The organism is Shewanella sp. AC34-MNA-CIBAN-0136 (assembly GCF_040309945.1).
In the GTDB taxonomy this organism is placed as follows: domain Bacteria; phylum Pseudomonadota; class Gammaproteobacteria; order Enterobacterales; family Shewanellaceae; genus Shewanella.
Window position 1 is genome coordinate 230,068 of the sequence record NZ_JBEOPJ010000001.1, and the last position, 16,031, is coordinate 246,098.

Annotated in this window: 16 protein-coding genes; all 16 read right to left on the reverse strand. The window is 42.4% G+C overall.

Annotated elements, in window-relative coordinates:
- Positions 1–15: 15 nt before the first annotated feature.
- The 16 genes from flhA to fliE all read right to left on the reverse strand — a co-directional run bounded on the left by flhA (position 16) and on the right by fliE (position 15,894).
- Positions 16–2,115 (reverse strand): flagellar biosynthesis protein FlhA, encoded by a 2,100-nt coding sequence (gene flhA, locus AAEY94_RS00965; protein ID WP_350976565.1) that lies wholly within the window; start codon positions 2,113–2,115, stop codon positions 16–18.
- Between the two features lie 116 nt (positions 2,116–2,231).
- Entirely contained in the window at positions 2,232–3,365 is a 1,134-nt protein-coding gene (flhB, locus tag AAEY94_RS00970; protein ID WP_350976568.1) for a flagellar biosynthesis protein FlhB, read from the reverse strand.
- Positions 3,366–3,374: 9 nt separating this feature from the next.
- Complete coding sequence (gene fliR, locus AAEY94_RS00975) at positions 3,375–4,178, reverse strand: flagellar biosynthetic protein FliR (protein ID WP_350976570.1); 804 nt, start codon at positions 4,176–4,178, stop codon at positions 3,375–3,377.
- 3 nt (positions 4,179–4,181) lie between these two features.
- On the reverse strand, positions 4,182–4,451 hold the full coding sequence (gene fliQ, locus AAEY94_RS00980) for a flagellar biosynthesis protein FliQ (RefSeq protein ID WP_335690284.1): 270 nt from the start codon (positions 4,449–4,451) through the stop codon (positions 4,182–4,184).
- A gap of 12 nt (positions 4,452–4,463) precedes the next feature.
- Complete coding sequence (gene fliP / locus AAEY94_RS00985; protein WP_162022664.1) at positions 4,464–5,225, reverse strand: flagellar type III secretion system pore protein FliP; 762 nt, start codon at positions 5,223–5,225, stop codon at positions 4,464–4,466.
- Entirely contained in the window at positions 5,225–5,626 is a 402-nt protein-coding gene (gene fliO, locus AAEY94_RS00990; RefSeq protein ID WP_242445114.1) for a flagellar biosynthetic protein FliO, read from the reverse strand. Before fliO ends, fliP begins: the two co-directional genes overlap by 1 nt.
- A 93-nt stretch (positions 5,627–5,719) precedes the next feature.
- On the reverse strand, positions 5,720–6,103 hold the full coding sequence (gene fliN / locus AAEY94_RS00995) for a flagellar motor switch protein FliN (protein WP_101085382.1): 384 nt from the start codon (positions 6,101–6,103) through the stop codon (positions 5,720–5,722).
- An 11-nt stretch (positions 6,104–6,114) separates the two neighbouring features.
- Positions 6,115–7,143, reverse strand: a complete 1,029-nt coding sequence (gene fliM, locus AAEY94_RS01000; RefSeq protein ID WP_011636663.1) for a flagellar motor switch protein FliM — start codon at positions 7,141–7,143, stop codon at positions 6,115–6,117.
- Positions 7,144–7,172: 29 nt separating this feature from the next.
- On the reverse strand, positions 7,173–7,694 hold the full coding sequence (fliL, locus tag AAEY94_RS01005; RefSeq protein ID WP_162022663.1) for a flagellar basal body-associated protein FliL: 522 nt from the start codon (positions 7,692–7,694) through the stop codon (positions 7,173–7,175).
- Positions 7,695–7,787: 93 nt separating this feature from the next.
- Positions 7,788–9,281, reverse strand: a complete 1,494-nt coding sequence (locus AAEY94_RS01010; protein ID WP_350976577.1) for a flagellar hook-length control protein FliK — start codon at positions 9,279–9,281, stop codon at positions 7,788–7,790.
- Between the two features lie 307 nt (positions 9,282–9,588).
- Positions 9,589–10,035, reverse strand: coding sequence for a flagellar export protein FliJ (fliJ, locus tag AAEY94_RS01015; protein WP_011636660.1), 447 nt, complete (start codon positions 10,033–10,035; stop codon positions 9,589–9,591).
- A 5-nt stretch (positions 10,036–10,040) separates the two neighbouring features.
- On the reverse strand, positions 10,041–11,381 hold the full coding sequence (gene fliI, locus AAEY94_RS01020; RefSeq protein ID WP_350976581.1) for a flagellar protein export ATPase FliI: 1,341 nt from the start codon (positions 11,379–11,381) through the stop codon (positions 10,041–10,043).
- A complete protein-coding gene (gene fliH, locus AAEY94_RS01025; RefSeq protein WP_350976583.1) occupies positions 11,362–12,591 on the reverse strand; it encodes a flagellar assembly protein FliH in 1,230 nt (409 codons plus the stop codon). The genes fliI and fliH overlap by 20 nt, the downstream gene beginning before the upstream one ends.
- Before the next feature lie 162 nt (positions 12,592–12,753).
- Complete coding sequence (gene fliG, locus AAEY94_RS01030) at positions 12,754–13,809, reverse strand: flagellar motor switch protein FliG (RefSeq protein WP_101085394.1); 1,056 nt, start codon at positions 13,807–13,809, stop codon at positions 12,754–12,756.
- Complete coding sequence (fliF, locus tag AAEY94_RS01035; protein ID WP_162024302.1) at positions 13,802–15,481, reverse strand: flagellar basal-body MS-ring/collar protein FliF; 1,680 nt, start codon at positions 15,479–15,481, stop codon at positions 13,802–13,804. The genes fliG and fliF overlap by 8 nt, the downstream gene beginning before the upstream one ends.
- A gap of 71 nt (positions 15,482–15,552) precedes the next feature.
- Positions 15,553–15,894 (reverse strand): flagellar hook-basal body complex protein FliE, encoded by a 342-nt coding sequence (fliE, locus tag AAEY94_RS01040; protein WP_101085397.1) that lies wholly within the window; start codon positions 15,892–15,894, stop codon positions 15,553–15,555.
- Between the last annotated feature and the right edge of the window lie 137 nt (positions 15,895–16,031).

Genomic DNA, 16,031 nt, shown 5'->3' on the forward strand with positions numbered 1-16,031 from the left:
AAACTGACGTTATCACTATTGGCCTACTGCAGAAACAATTCTAATTTGTTTCTCGTCCGGGATTTCCTGATATGAAATCACTCGTAAATTTGGAATAGTGTATTTAACAAATCTTGACAGCGTTGACCTAAGCATACCCGATGTCAATAAAATGGCTGGTTGCCCTACCATTTCTTGCTTCTGTGCAGCGTCTAATAATGACTGCTGCATACGCTCTGCAAGACCAGGTTCAATATTAGGTCCTTCACCGCCAGTCGCCTGCATAGATTTATGCAACATCTGTTCCAACTCTGGCGCCAATGTTATGACAGGGATTTCGAGTTCTGGTCCAGAGATTTCTTGTACGATCATACGTTTTAACGCTATACGCACTGCCGCCGTTAATACTTCAGTGTCATTGCTCTTAGTACCGTACTCTAATAGTGTCTGCACTATGGTGCGTAAATCTCGTACCGATACCCCTTCGTTAAGTAAGTTCTGCATCACTTTAACAACTGATCCCAGAGGCATGACATCTGGTACAAAACCATCCACTAATTTAGGAGAGTTCTTAGCAAGCATATCCATTAACTGCTGGACTTCTTCGTAACCTAATAACTTAGCAGCATTATTACTCAGTAACTGGCTTATGTGAGTCGCTACAACCGTTGCAGTATCAACGACGGTATAACCTAAAGTTTGTGCATGTTCACGTTGCTCTGGCGCTATCCAAACTGCCTCTAAACCAAAAGCTGGGTCGCGAGTTTCAATACCGTCTAGTTTACCGTAAACTTGGCCAGGATTAATGGCTAATTCACAATCATGCCTAACTTCAGCCTCACCCACTACGACACCCATTAACGAAATTCGATACGCATTGGGTGATAAGTCTAGATTGTCACGAATATGCACCGCTGGCACTAAAAAACCTAATTCTTGTGACAGTTTTTTACGTACGCCTTTGATCCTGCCTAATAATTCACCACTTTGAGACTTATCAACCAGCGGAATTAAGCGATATCCGACTTCAAGACCAATAGTATCAACATGGCGCACATCGTCCCAGCTTAAATCTTTAGGTTCTTTATCCTTGCTCTCAACCGGCCCTTTAGTTGCTAACGTTAGTGCAGCTTGCTTTTTGTCAACGTTACGCTTGTAAATAAAGTACGCAGCACCAGCGGTAATAAATGCAAATGTCAAAAACGCAACATGAGGCATACCAGGCACAATACCCATAATAAAGAGTAACCCAGCAGCAATGGCTAATGATTTATGACTGTCAAACATCTGACTGAACATCATTTGGCCCATATCGCCTGACTCGTTTTGACGCGTCACCATTAAGGCCGCGGCAATAGATAGCAATAAACCGGGAATTTGTGCAACTAAACCATCACCGATGGTCAGTAAGGTATAAATTTCAACCGCGCTAGAAAAGTCTAATCCATGCTGGATCATACCAATCACAAATCCACCAATCATATTGATGACTAGGATCATGATCCCTGCAATGGCATCACCTTTAACAAACTTTGAAGCACCGTCCATCGCACCGTAGAAATCGGCTTCACGAGTTACTTCAGCACGGCGGATCCGCGCCTGGTCTTGGGTTAATGTGCCAGCATTTAAATCAGCATCAATGGCCATTTGCTTACCCGGCATTGCATCTAAGGTAAAACGAGCACTCACCTCAGCAATACGCCCCGCACCTTTAGTTACTACTGCAAAGTTAATGATAATAAGGATAATAAACACCACTAAACCAACGGCATAATTGCCGCCAATAACCACAGAACCAAAAGCCTCAATGACTTTACCCGCAGCGGCACCACCATTATGACCTTCAAGCAATACAATACGGGTAGAGGCGACGTTTAGAGCGAGTCTTAGTAACGTTGCAATTAATAATACGGTAGGGAAAGCAGCAAAATCGAGTGGTCTGTCAGCATAAATAGCAACTAAGAGTACAACTAAAGCCAACGCAATATTGAATGAAAACAAAATATCTAGCAAAAAAGCAGGAATAGGTAAAACCACCATTCCTAACGCAGCAAGTACTAATAAAGGTGTTCCGATCCCTTTAAAAGTAGATACTTTCATTTGTTTCATTTGGCCAAAAGCTGCTTTTGCATCCATATTAAGATGAACCCTTTATGTCAGATCACGGCGTCAATGGACTGTTATTTGACGCGAATAAACATACAAGGCAAAAATTAAGCCATAAATGTTATCTATCTAAAATAGATTAGTTATTAGTGCTTTAAATCATCTGGTATGGGTTGTTTAAGCGGGATAGGTTTTGGCCTACGACCTTTACCTTTTTGATATTGCCTAAGCTGGAATACATAAGCCAAGACCTGCGCAACAGCAGTAAATAAGCCTTCTGGCACTTGTTGATCCACTTTAGTCGTGTGGTAAATAGCACGAGCCAACGGCGGGGCCGATACAATAGCAACGTTATGCTCTCGAGCTATTTCACGTATTCTAAAGGCTACGTCATCGACACCTTTAGCGATTAGAAAAGGGGCTGATGATCGGCTTACATCGTATTTAACTGCCACTGCATAATGTTCGGGGTTAACCACAATAACATCCGCATTAGGCACCTCGGTCATCATGCGTCGTTGCGCCATCTCCTGCTGCATTTGTCTTATGCGGCCTTTAACCTCAGGTTTACCTTCAGTGTCTTTATATTCGTCTTTGACTTCCTGCTTGGTCATTTTTAACTGTTTTTTGTGGTTCCAAATTTGAAATGGCACATCAATAATTACAATCAATAACATCGAGCTGCAGAGTAAGATGAACATCCAGATAAGCAAATCTAGAGCATGATAAACATTGCCCGGCAGGTGATCGCTGGACAGAGTCAAAATATCGTAGAAATAAAATTTTAATAAAAAATAAGCCGATAATGCTACCACCGAAAACTTAGCAATACCCTTAGTAAGCTCAACCAATGCCTGGGTGCCAAACATACGCTTAAAACCGTTCATGGGATTTAACTTACTGCCTTTAGGCATAAACGCTTTGACTGAAAAAGACATGCCACCTAGCACAATATTGCCTAGGAAAGACACAAACGCCAACAAAGCAATAAAGCTAATTAATGGCCCTGCGAGCTCATTGCCGACGACCCCCCACACACGGAACATGGAGTTAGTATCAAAAATCTGATCGCGCTCCATAGAAAATATCTGCTCCATAATGGTATAGAGGCTTTTGGCAATAGCCGGACCTGTCATCGAAAACCCAACAGATGCAGCAAGCAGTACCGCTGCGGTACCTAACTCTTTAGAGCGAGCGACTTGACCTTTTTCTCGAGCTTGTTCAAGTCGCCTTCCTGTGGGTTCTTCTGTGCGTTCTTGACCGCTGTCACTTTCTGCCATATGTGCCCCTTAAAATACCACTGAGCCATTAAGTTGACATTGAAGTTGCAAAACGTCACACATAAGTAACTGCGCAGCCATCCACACTTCATCAAAATGCGCCATGATAGGTGCTAACGTTAACCACAAAATCAACAAACCACTAACCATAGTGACCGGGAAGCCAATAGAGAAAATATTCAACTGAGGCGAGGCGCGAGTCATTACACCAAAAGATAAATTGATTAATAACAACGCCACAATAGCCGAAATCGACATAGTTAATGCAGAACCAAACATAAAGCTACCCCAATCAGCAAGCGCACGATAATTGGCGAGTGATATACCTTGATTTGAAATAGGAATAGTTTCAAAACTGGCCACCAACATCCGTATCATTAACAAATGGCCATCAACAGCTAAAAAGATAAGTGTAGCTAATAATAGGAAAAAGTTACTCACAACAGGCGTTTGCTCACCAGAACCGGGATCGACCATGGAGGCAAAACCTAAACTGGTTTGCATACCAATTATTTGCCCTGTTAATACAAATGTTTGCATCACCATTAAGGTCACAAATCCCATGGTGACGCCAATTAAAATTTGCTGAGCAATGACAAAAACAGAGCTCAAAGCCAGTAACTCGATATTTTCAATCGGGGGTAAAATAGGCGCAACAGCCATCGTTATCGCCACGGATAACATTAATCGAACTCGAGCAGGAGTCGTATTGGCGCCAAACACTACCATAACCATGAGCATGGATGAAATACGGAAAAACGGCAAAAGATATGCGGCAATTGTTTGACTGATTTCACCAAACAAAATATCCATGGCTTAACCTATTACTAATGGAATGAGATTCATCATCTCGATAAAAAAATCCATCATGGTTTGCACTAACCAATGACCTAAAAACATCAACGCGAATAGAGTCACCAATAAACGCGGTAAAAAGCTTAAGGTTTGTTCGTTAATAGATGTCGCGGCCTGAAATACCGCCACAATTAAACCGATGAATAAGCCAGGTAAAATAATCGCTGATACCATCAGCACAATAACTGACAGTGCTTCTCGAAAGATATCAATGAGCGATTCTGGAGACATAAATACGCGGCCTTATATTCCGAAACTATTCGCTAATGTGCCCATCACTAAGCCCCAACCATCGACGAGTACAAACAACATAATTTTAAATGGCAGTGACACAATCATCGGTGACAACATCATCATACCCATGGCCATTAGAATACTGGCAACGACCAAATCGAGTACTAAAAAAGGCACAAACAGCATAAAGCCAATTTGGAACGCCGTTTTAAGTTCACTGGTAATAAACGCTGGGATCACCACGCTCATTGGTGCTTGCTCAGGAGATTGAATGTCTTTGTAACCAGAAATTTCAATAAATGTTTGTAAGTCTGTGGTACGCACTTGCGATAGCATAAATGTTTTAATGGGTTCTTTACCAACATCATAAGCTTGCGTTAAGGTCATGGTTTCATTGATATAAGGCTCTACAGCTTCAGCATAAATCTTATCAAAAACCGGTGCCATAATAAAAAACGTCATGAACAAACTGATGCCGATCAATACCTGATTCGAGGGTGTTTGTTGTAAACCCAAAGCTTGTCTTAATATCGATAGCACCACAATGATGCGGGTAAATGAAGTGAGCATTATGACCATTGCAGGAATAAAACTCATTGCTGTCATCAGCAATAAAATCTGCATTGTTACCGAATATTCAGTTGTTCCGTCTGCAGCTGTTGTAACCGTTAACGCAGGTAACACCCCATCTTGAGCCAGTGCTGAAGGCGATAAAACCATTGCCACTAGCGCCATCATCGCCAATACCAATGCTGTTGTGTACTTATTCATTATTGCTGTTCCTTGGCTTGTTTTAGACGGCTAGCAAACGAAGAAATGGGAACGTCGACGGGGGTGGCTAACTTATCAATCAGATTAATCTGTTGCGAGGTTACACCAAGTAGATATTGCTGGCCATTGACCTCCACCAATACCACTTTTTCACGTTGACCGATGGGAGTTACTGCAATCGTTTTAATCACACCGCCATTAGATGGCACTAACTTAAGACGTTTTACAATATAAGCTAACAAAAAAATAAGCGCTAATACGACAATTAATCCACCAACCATGTTGGCTAATGTTGCCACATTAGACACTTCAGCGGGATGAGCAGAGGCATTTTTAGCCAGAGTACTAGACACTTCAGGGACGCTTAACGCCTCACTCATAATGCTCAGCATTAGTATCATATTCGCCACTGCTATTCCTTGTTTGTGCAACCAACTTAGCAAAGCTCAACACACGCCAATCTTTGCTATATTATTGTTTATTATATTTTTTAGTTATTTAAGTTTTTTGATACGTTCTGTTTGGCTAATAACATCCGTTAAGCGGATACCAAATTTGTCATTCACTACCACAACTTCACCATGAGCAATCAGGGTTCCATTAACCATAACGTCTAAAGGCTCACCGGCTACACGATCAAGTTCGACCACCGAACCTTGGTTGAGCTGGAGTAAATTACGGATACTAATAAAACTGCGACCCACTTCCATGGAAATCGTTACCGGAATATCTAGAATACCGTCTAACTTGGCAGCTTCTTCTTTCGTGATAGGTCTGGAATCATCGACTAATTCATCAAGCTCTACTTGTTCTGCTTCTTCTAAAGCCTGCTCCGCCATTGCTGCAGCCCAGTCATCGCCTGTATCTTCTGTGCTCATTCTACTTCACCTTATAAATCTGAAATATCACGCGACTTGCCTTTGCGAGTCACTAATTGCATCTCTGTTTTAACCGTTTCTGGCCGCGGAATTTTCTCACTGATTTTTAATGCTAAATTATCGCGCGATTTACCCATTTTACAACGATAAGTCGGTAAACCTTCAATTCGCATCATAATGTGTTCAGGTAAATCTATCGGGATAATATCCCCAGCTTTAAACCCCATCACATCACGTAATGTCACTTCATGTTCAACAACATTGACATCAAAACCGACCTGCACGTCCATGATTTCATCACGTAATGCTTGCGACCAGCGCATATCAGTATCTTGTTTATCACTTTGAACACCGGCATCGAGTAATTCACGAATGGGCTCAATCATCGAATACGGCATGGTAATGTGGAAATCACCACCGCCGCCATCAACTTCGATATGGAACGAATTAATCACGACCACTTCTGTCGGGCTGACAATATTCGCCATTGCAGGATTCACTTCAGAGTCGAGGTACTCAAACTCCACATCCATTACTGGTGCCCATGCTTCTTTATAATCTTCAAAAATAATTTTAAGCAACAACTGTACAATACGGCGTTCTGTTGGTGTAAATTCACGGCCTTCAATTTTGGCATGAAAACGACCATCACCACCAAAGAAATTGTCTACCAGAATAAAGACTAAACGTGCTTCCATGGTGATTAATGCAGTGCCTTTAAGTGGACTGAAACGCACCATATTTAAACTGGTTGGCACAAATAAAGTATGTACATACTCGCCAAACTTCAGCATTTGTACGCCATTGATCGACACTTCGGCTGCGCGACGCATCATGTTAAACATACTGATGCGTAAATGCCGTGCAAATCGCTCATTTACGATTTCAAGCGTGGGCATACGGCCACGCACAATTCGATCTTGAGAAGAGAAATCATAAGAACGCGCATCAGCGCTGTCCTCTTCTATCTCATCATCATCAACATCATCAACACCATGCAAAAGCGCATCAATTTCATCTTGGCTTAATAAATCACTCACATCATCGCCTTAGCAGTTAATGCTTTTGGTTATTGCATTACAAAACCAGTAAACAGGACTTTTTCAACAACTTTCTTACCTGTTATTGGTTGCAGCGTATTTTGAACATTGAGTAACGCTAACTGACGTAGCTCATCTTTACCGGCTTGGGTACTGAGTTTTTGTACGTCAGCTGCACTAAAAGTAGTTAGTAATGCATCTTCAATCAATGGAATATGTTTTTGTGTAAGCACACTATCATCACCACGCACCATTAATTGAACTTTAATTTCAACCAGTCTAGCTCGATCGACACCCGGCAAATTAAATAGGAAAGGTCTCGGCATACCGACATAATTAGCTTCTTCCATCGACATAGGTTTGGCATCTGTAGATGTCTCTGTTTCTGTCTGAGAGTCAGTATTTTCAGGTTCATCAGAGCCCATAAAAAACCACACGCCGCCCCCAATAAGCAAAGCCAACACTAAACCAATGCCACCAAAGATGACTAATTTTTTGCTTTTTTTTCCGCCTTCAGCGGCTTCATTCAATTCTAATTCTTGTTCAGGCATTCTGGTTCCTAATCAACATTGTGATTAATATTGAAACTTAGCTAAGTAGTCAGCTTTTATTGAAAAGTCATATTATTGCTATAGGTTACCTGCTTAAGCATAATAATCTATAGCTGAATGTAAACTCCTTGATGGATTTGTCATCAAGCTGACCTCTTGTGCTGAAATTTCATCCAACTGACTGTCTCCCCCACCTTGATTAGATGATTGTTCATGCGGTTGTTCACTACCACCATCACCTTGGGACACTTGGCTGTCTGTCAGTTGCAATCCTTCTTGAGCCAGCATATCGCGTAATCGAGGCATAGCTTGTTCAACTATATCGCGGGTTTGCGACTGCGCTACATGAAACTGTACTTGAGTTTGATCGCCCTGGATTTGAATTTTAACCGTTAAATGTCCAAGTTCTGGTGGATCAAGACGAATTTCAGCTTGTTGAATACCATTACTGACCATGGTTATTAACTGCTGTTTCATTACAGGAGAAAAACGCTGGATCATCTCTTGCATCTGAGCACCAGGCTCTCCCTGTGGTCTTAACGATAGCTGAAATTGTGGAACATCACTTTTATGGACCGAGGTAAAACTACTCTGATTTTGTAACGCCTTACTGTCAGTGTCACCAATGTCAGCCAGAGTATCGAATCCAAAACTAGTTTGATTTACAGCGGTTGAAGGATCACCGGAGGCGCGTTTTGCCGCTAAGGAATCTAGGACCACCGAAAAATCAGCTTTTGCTAGTACTTTGGCATTATCAGTGTCTAATTGGATGTTGCCATCAATACGAGTTTTGTCACCTAAAATGGTCTCAGGGTCAATTGTCATCGCTGATGTAGCTGCAGTTAACGCTGCAGAACTGCTAACGCCAGAAGCAACAGTTTTATCGACTTTAGCGGTTGCTAAACTCTGGTTTGTCGCACTAACTTGGCCTTGAACAGCTACACTTGTGGCAACTGATTTATCAATTTGGCTCTGTTCTTCACTATTAAGCACACTATCAGGCGATTCATCACTGCTAGTCATAACCTGTGCTTGTAAATTGAAGTCACTAAGTAATTTGCTTAAATCTTGATTATCTAGAGCTTGTAAATCTTGTGCTGATAAATCAGCAAATGCCATTAAGTTGTCGAGTTCTTCTGGGCTAAGCTGAGAAAGAACATCTTTAATAGAAGAAACATCAGCTTCAAGCTCAAGAAGATCTACATCTACGGTATTGCTTTTAGGTTCTGTGGAAACTGCTGCGTCAAAATAAACGTCGGATTTATCGACATGCGGCAATTCATTTCCGCCAGAGGAATGACGTTTATTAAATGAATCTGCCATATTAAGTTGAGCAAAAATCAATTCCGCATCAGCATTTTCTTCGGTAGACAACTCGTTTGCTAAGGCAACACTGGTTTTGTCTACTTCAGCATCCATTGACACCTGCGCTGTATTACCACTGCGCCGTATAACAAGATCGGATTCACTCGCCTGATTGAAAGCAGATAAGAATGATGTATTTTCAACATCTTGTACATTCCCCTTCTTACTCACATCGGCAGATTTACTGCTACTGCCAAGTAAGATATTGCTCATCTGCTGCATAATCTACTCCACTCAATCAAACAAGGTTAAGTTATTTGTCATCTAAAAAATTGCTCAGTATTCAAACCTTATGCGTCATATAACGGTTTATTTCGCTATATCAATAAGGTCATCATGAAAACCTTATAAATAGGAATTCACTGTCGCTTCGCTGACGATTTTCATTTCAATTATTGATATTAAGCAATTTAAATGCCAATACTCATTAACTGGTTAATTTTTCGGTGGATTAAATAAACAAAAAGAGTAATGAAAAAAGTTAACCGTAAAACGATATTAGGACTAGAGAGTCATTTGGCAGGTAGTGTTATTTAAGATTTCGGCGAAAATATTGCTGCATAGCAAATTCATCCGACATTTTTTGTTCGCGCTTAGCTTCTATCACCATCGCTTTAGTTGCTTTTTGGCTTAATAGCATCTCTACCGCTTTGCGTTTTTGTTGTTTTTCTTGCCAATGAATTTGACGATAACCGACTTGTTTTTCAGCATCTTTAACCGCGGCAACTTGCTGGGTAATCGCGCTATCGACTTGGCGAATAAATTGATGAAATTGATGGTATTGGTTAGCACGTAATGTAGTCCCTGTGTGCCCTTCCATCTGCTTCATATAATCTAAACGATAGTTGTTTAGCGCGTCCAACTGCCCCTGGCGTTTTTGTTTTTCAAATTGCGCAGACTTAAGCTGTAATGCCGCTTGGTCTTCTGCTGCGGTAGCTAACTTCAATACCGTCAGTAGTGGGTCAGTTCGAGTCATTGATATTATCCCTGACACTGTGCGGCAATTTGAGTCAACATGACTCGGCTTTCTTCAAACGTCACCGGGTCTTTAAACCCCTGCCGCAAAAAGGCATTCATTGCAGGTTGTAAGCGTATGGCATTATCAATCCTAGGATCGCTGCCTTGTGAGTACGCCCCAATTGAAATCAGATCGCGATTTTGCTGATACAGCGAATACATCTGTTTAACTTTACGCATCGCTTCTAAATGTTCTTCACTTATCACCATTGGCGCGACACGGCTAATCGATGCTTCTACATCAATAGCGGGATAATGGCCCGAATCAGCAAGCTGACGAGATAATACAATATGGCCATCTAAAATTGCTCGAGAAGCATCGGCAATAGGATCTTGTTGGTCGTCACCTTCGGTTAATACCGTATAAAAAGCGGTAATTGAACCTTGTCCGGCACCGCCATTACCCGCTCGCTCGACCAGACGCGGTAACTTAGCGAATACTGAAGGTGGATAGCCTTTGGTGGCAGGTGGCTCGCCGACAGCAAGAGCGACTTCTCGTTGTGCTTGTGCGTAACGCGTTAAACTGTCCATCAGCAATAATACATCGTAACCTAAATCTCTAAAATACTCGGCGATACGCGTGGAAGTTTCACAGGCTCGTAAACGCATTAACGGGGACGTATCCGCTGGTGCAGCCACAACGACTGAGCGCGCACGGCCTTCATTACCTAAAATTTCTTCGATAAACTCTTTAACTTCACGACCACGCTCGCCCACTAACCCCACCACAATAATGTCGGCTTTCGATCCTCGTGTCATCATGCCAAGCAGCACACTTTTACCCACACCAGAACCGGCAAACAAGCCCATTCGCTGCCCTTTACCAACTGTTAACATCGAGTTGATGGCACGAACGCCGACATCTAACGGCTCAGTAATCGCTCGTCGAGATAATGGATTAATATAAGGACCATGACGCGATGCATGTTGATCTGTATTAAGCGGGCCTAAACCATCTAACGGCACGCCGCTACCGTCTAATACTCTGCCTAATAATGACAAGCCTACATTTAATCCTGATTGTTCACCTAAAGGCTTTACACGGGCACCAGGTAAAACGCCTCTGAGCTCTTCAATAGGCATTAAATACAGTAATTTGTCATCAAAGCCGACAACCTCAGCAACCAACTCGCCAACCATGGTTTCGATAGAGCATAAACTACCAACAGGCGCGCGGCATCCAGTTGCTTCAAGCGTTAAACCAACAACCCTAACTAACTGTCCGCTTGCAACAGGTCGCAGCGGTAACACGTGCTTATGATGTACCGCAAATTTGTTCAGTAGTTTATGTTGACGAGTGCTCATCGGTATTTCCTTGAGATAGGTCTTTCGTCTGTTGCTGAGCGTCTGCGACTTTACCAGCTGTTGAGGTATCGGCTTGTGCATTTGAATTAAGAGGCGCATTTGAATTAAGAGGCGCACTTGTATTGAACGTCGTGCTTGTATCGAGAGTTACACCGGCATCAGAATCAACAACATCAGAGTCTTCAGCATCGATTGACACTGCCGAAGAAGTATCCATTTGTTGAACTAACGGTTCAGTAACCGCATCAGCACCCAGCTCTGACTGATGATCTGTAAAATGATCTTGGCCAATATCTGCTTTATCAGCTCGACCAGTATTATCGGTTGTGCCAGCAAGTTCAGCTGCTTGCTGATGTTCACTAAAATTATCGACAGATGTGGTTTGATATTGTGGATGAGTTGATTTTTGTTGCTGCACATTTTTAGCTAACTGATTCGACTGGGCGTCTAACTCACTAAACACTTGGCTAATACGCTGCTCTACCCGTAAATCGACAGCAGAACGAACGCTTTCAATCATACAGTCACCATTAGATAACGTCGGATCGATATCGATTTGCCACTGGTTTTTTTGCAGTTGCTCGGCACTGTAACATTGGTTTACGAGTTCAGCATCAGCCTGATTAAAGCGTAATTTAACCAACTGTTCTTTTAATGGAAGTGCGTCAACGCCTTGGCGTAGCGCCGATAATATATGTTCTGGGTGAGTCTTAAGCTCATGGCCGATAACCGATTTGGCTAAACTGATTGTCATGGCCAACAATTCCGCTTCAATTTCATTATCTAAAATGGATAATGGCAACTCGAATTGGGAAATAATGTGGTTAAGTTGTGCTATAAGCTCATTGGCTTTAATTTGCCCAGCTTCTAATCCTTGTAGCTCGCCTTGAGTAAAACCTTGTTGATGACCTTGCTCCAGTCCTTCTAAACGCCCTTGCTCTAATCCTTGTTGATGACCGTCTTGCTTACCCTGTTCAAACCCTTCTTGCTCAGCTGCAGCACGAATCTCTTCAATTTGCGCCATCGTCGGTGGCGCCATAGACTTCTCAGCCCCAGTAACAGGACTAGGTGTGTGAGCTTCAGCGAAATGTCCAAAAAAATTTGAAGGTTCTAGACTGCTATCTTTGGTAATATCAGGTAGCTGCCAATGACTAAATTCAGCCTCGCTATCGGTAGTGAGCGCATCTTTAGGCGGTTTTGATTCAGGCATAATTCATCACTTGTGTTGTTAAAAACATTGGCTCAAAACAAAAATATTAACAGTAGTACACAATATTAAGTGTACTACTAACAACCTAATAATACAGATAGCTGACAGATATCCAAATAGAAATACCCGCCAGTACTGTCACACTAATGAATATGCGCATGGTTACAAGAACTCGTCACCACCGCCGCCGCCTAGCATAATCTCACCACTGTCACTGAGTCGACGAGCAATAGACAGAATTTCTTTTTGTGCCACTTCAACTTCACTAATACGGATAGGTCCCATGGCTTCTAAGTCGTCACGGAGCAATTCAGCTGCACGTTTAGACATATTACCCAGAATTTTCTCTTTCAACGCTTCGTCCGCACCTTTGAGTGCTTTCATCAGCACATCTTGCTGTACTTCTCGTAACAATGCCTGAATACCGCGGTCGTCAACGTCAATGAGGTTTTCAAACACAAACATCATGTCTTGTATTTGCTGCGCCATTTCTTCATCTGACTCACGCATGGTTTCCATGATTTGACTCTCAACACCGGTATCGAGGTAGTTCATGATATTAGCAGCCGCTTTTAGGCCACCCATTTTAGCCGCTTGCGCACCGCCTTGACCCGCAAATTGTTTTTCCATAATGTCGTTTAATTCTTGCAATGCCGCAGGCTGAACTTCTTCAAGATTGGCAATACGCATCATCAAATCTAAACGGGTATTTTCAGGGAACTGACTAAAAATCTCAGCAGCTTGATCGGGTTCTAAATACGATAATACAATTGTTTGAATCTGCGGATGTTCATTTTGAATAATGGTGGCCACTTGACGTGCATCCATCCATTTTAATGAATCCAGACCTTTAGCTCCGCTGCCCATGATAATTTGTTCAATTAAATTACCGGCTTTATCTTCACCCAATGCTGCAGTTAACGCTTTACGGACGAATTCTTCACTGTTAAAACCAATAGAAGAAAACTTTTGAATATCGTCTAAAAATAATTGGTGAACGCCAATGACCTTTTCTTGACCAAAGTCATCCATTGCTGCCATCGCCATACCCACTTTTTGCACTTGCTTAGGCTCTAAGTGTTTTAAAATTGACGCCGCATCCGCTTCACTCAAGCTGAGCAGTAAAATAGCCGTTTTTTCAACACCAGTAATTAACTCGGGGTCAAATGCTGTTGATTTCTCTGCTTTAGCTGCTTTATCTTTTTTTTCATTAGCCATTGTCTTGTAACCAGTTTTTAATCACTTGAGTGGAAAGTTCGGGCTCATTTGCCACTAACGCTCTAATTGCTTTAATCATATCATCATCTTTATGCAAATTAGGTATTTGAATTGACCCATCATCGGCATAACTGTATTCCGCCTCTTTGGTATTAAGCATACCTAAGGTATCTGCTGCATACTGATCTTCAATTTCAGCTAACTCATGTCCTGGACGAATATCGTCAGGCATGTTGATTCCATTAGGATTGGTTAGCTTCTTAAGCATAGGTCTCACTACGGCTAGAATGAGCACTAAAATAACAATTGCACCTAATGCCAATTTAATCGCGCGCCAGAACCAAGGCTGCTCCCACATATCTGGCTCAGGTAGCACTTCAATTAACTGGTCCATAAACGGCACCGTTACCACTTCTAACGCATCACCACGCTGGGTACTAAAACCTACCGCGCCTTCTAATAAGCGGCGAATATTAGTTAATTCTTGTTCTGTTCTCGGCACGCGAGTGACTTGGCCGTTCTCATCAACTTGACCAGGTTTAAAATTAATCGCAACAGACACACTAACACGACGAACCACCCCAATTTGTTGACGGGTATGGCTAATGGTAGTGTCTAATTCATAATTACGCGTAGCTTCTTTTGATGAGTCACCAGACATGGTTGAGGTTGTTGCTTCACCTGCCACTTGCGGAATATCAGATTCCATCGGTGGTTGATTACTTAGCGCACCAGGAATACCGCCAGAGTTTTGACCTGACGAATTTCTCTCAATGATCATTTCACTGCGAATCGCCGGTAAATCAGGAGAGAAACGCTTGGCGGTTTGCTCTACTGCGGTAAAGTTCATATTCACATCGACTTGAGAAGTAAAATTCTCAGGTCCTAAAATTGGCATTAAGATTGATTCGATTTTTTTACGGTATTCAGCCTCTTGCTGCTGTACTAGCTCTTGCTCGCGACGTGCTCTAGAAGACGCGCCATCTTGACTACCGGAATTGAGTAAGCGCCCATTTGAATCGGTTACCGTCACACGAGTAGGTTCAAGCCCTTGAACAGCAGAGCCTACGATATCAACAATGGCATCAATCTCTTCCTGGCCCAAACCACCACGACGTACATTAACGACCACTGTGGCACTGGGTTTAGATGCATTACGGGCAAAAACATTTTCTTTTGGTAACGCTAATATCACTTTCGCACGACTAATGCTTTTTAACTCTTCAATGGCTCTGGCTAAGTTTTGTTCTTGGCTTTGTTTTAAGCGGGCTTGTTCCATACGCTGACTGACACCAAAACCACTATCTTGGTTTAAGTAATCATTTGCTTGAGTACTACTTTGAATACCGGCACGGCTGAGCAGTAATTTAACTTCTTGATACTTATCTTCAGGCACTTTAACCACATCGACGTTAATTTGATAATCGATTTGGTTTTTATCAAGCACGTCTAAGACGAGAATCATCTCAGCCGTTTCCATTTTACCAAGTGGGCGATAATCAGGCTCTTGAGCCCACATCATCACAAAAACAGCCATAGCAAGGCATATTGCTAATGCCAGAATCATGATGACTTGACGCATCATATCTGCACCACCAACGCCACCAAGAAGTCCAGATTTGTTCTCTTGTTGGACACCGCCATCGGCTGTTGAACCCGAACCTACCATAATGTCTGTGCTCACAATACGTACCTGCTATATCTAATGTTGTTATGTTATTTAGTGCTCAAAACCGTCTGCGACTAAACAGGCATACTCATAATTTCTTTATAAGCATCGACGAGCTTATTACGTACTTGCACCGTTGCTTCAAAGGCAACGCCGGCTTTCTCACGCGCAATAACGGTATCAGACAACGTCACCGTGGTGTCGCCCATGTCTAAACGAGTCGCTAAGCTTGATGATGCTTGTTGCAGCTCATTAACGCTACCCACCGCTTGAGACAATAACTGACTGAAATCAGCACCCGTGGTGTTATTCACTTGCTGGGTAAGGTTGGGACGAATAGATGAACCAATAGAAGGGGCTATTTCGCCGCGAAGCGATTGCATTTCTTGCATTAATGGATTTGCGCTAATCTGCATGGTGTAACTCCCTTTCGTCGACTTTTTGACGACAACAATAACTGATAAGGAGTTAAAGCAATTTAGATGCCAGTATTACAATCAGTAAAAGATTCGTCGATAAAAGAGGGAGAGAACACAAGCAGAAGCACAAGCAA

Excerpts from the sequence above, each read along its gene's own strand:
- flhA (WP_350976565.1), bottom strand. The coding sequence starts at position 2,115 with ATGGATGCAAAAGCAGCTTTTGGCCAAATGAAACAAATGAAAGTATCT.
- flhB (WP_350976568.1), bottom strand. The coding sequence starts at position 3,365 with ATGGCAGAAAGTGACAGCGGTCAAGAACGCACAGAAGAACCCACAGGA.
- fliR (WP_350976570.1), bottom strand. The coding sequence starts at position 4,178 with ATGGATATTTTGTTTGGTGAAATCAGTCAAACAATTGCCGCATATCTT.
- fliQ (WP_335690284.1), bottom strand. The coding sequence starts at position 4,451 with ATGTCTCCAGAATCGCTCATTGATATCTTTCGAGAAGCACTGTCAGTT.
- fliP (WP_162022664.1), bottom strand. The coding sequence starts at position 5,225 with ATGAATAAGTACACAACAGCATTGGTATTGGCGATGATGGCGCTAGTG.
- fliO (WP_242445114.1), bottom strand. The coding sequence starts at position 5,626 with ATGATACTAATGCTGAGCATTATGAGTGAGGCGTTAAGCGTCCCTGAA.
- fliN (WP_101085382.1), bottom strand. The coding sequence starts at position 6,103 with ATGAGCACAGAAGATACAGGCGATGACTGGGCTGCAGCAATGGCGGAG.
- fliL (WP_162022663.1), bottom strand. The coding sequence starts at position 7,694 with ATGCCTGAACAAGAATTAGAATTGAATGAAGCCGCTGAAGGCGGAAAA.
- AAEY94_RS01010 (WP_350976577.1), bottom strand. The coding sequence starts at position 9,281 with ATGCAGCAGATGAGCAATATCTTACTTGGCAGTAGCAGTAAATCTGCC.
- fliJ (WP_011636660.1), bottom strand. The coding sequence starts at position 10,035 with ATGACTCGAACTGACCCACTACTGACGGTATTGAAGTTAGCTACCGCA.
- fliI (WP_350976581.1), bottom strand. The coding sequence starts at position 11,381 with ATGAGCACTCGTCAACATAAACTACTGAACAAATTTGCGGTACATCAT.
- fliH (WP_350976583.1), bottom strand. The coding sequence starts at position 12,591 with ATGCCTGAATCAAAACCGCCTAAAGATGCGCTCACTACCGATAGCGAG.
- fliG (WP_101085394.1), bottom strand. The coding sequence starts at position 13,809 with ATGGCTAATGAAAAAAAAGATAAAGCAGCTAAAGCAGAGAAATCAACA.
- fliE (WP_101085397.1), bottom strand. The coding sequence starts at position 15,894 with ATGCAGATTAGCGCAAATCCATTAATGCAAGAAATGCAATCGCTTCGC.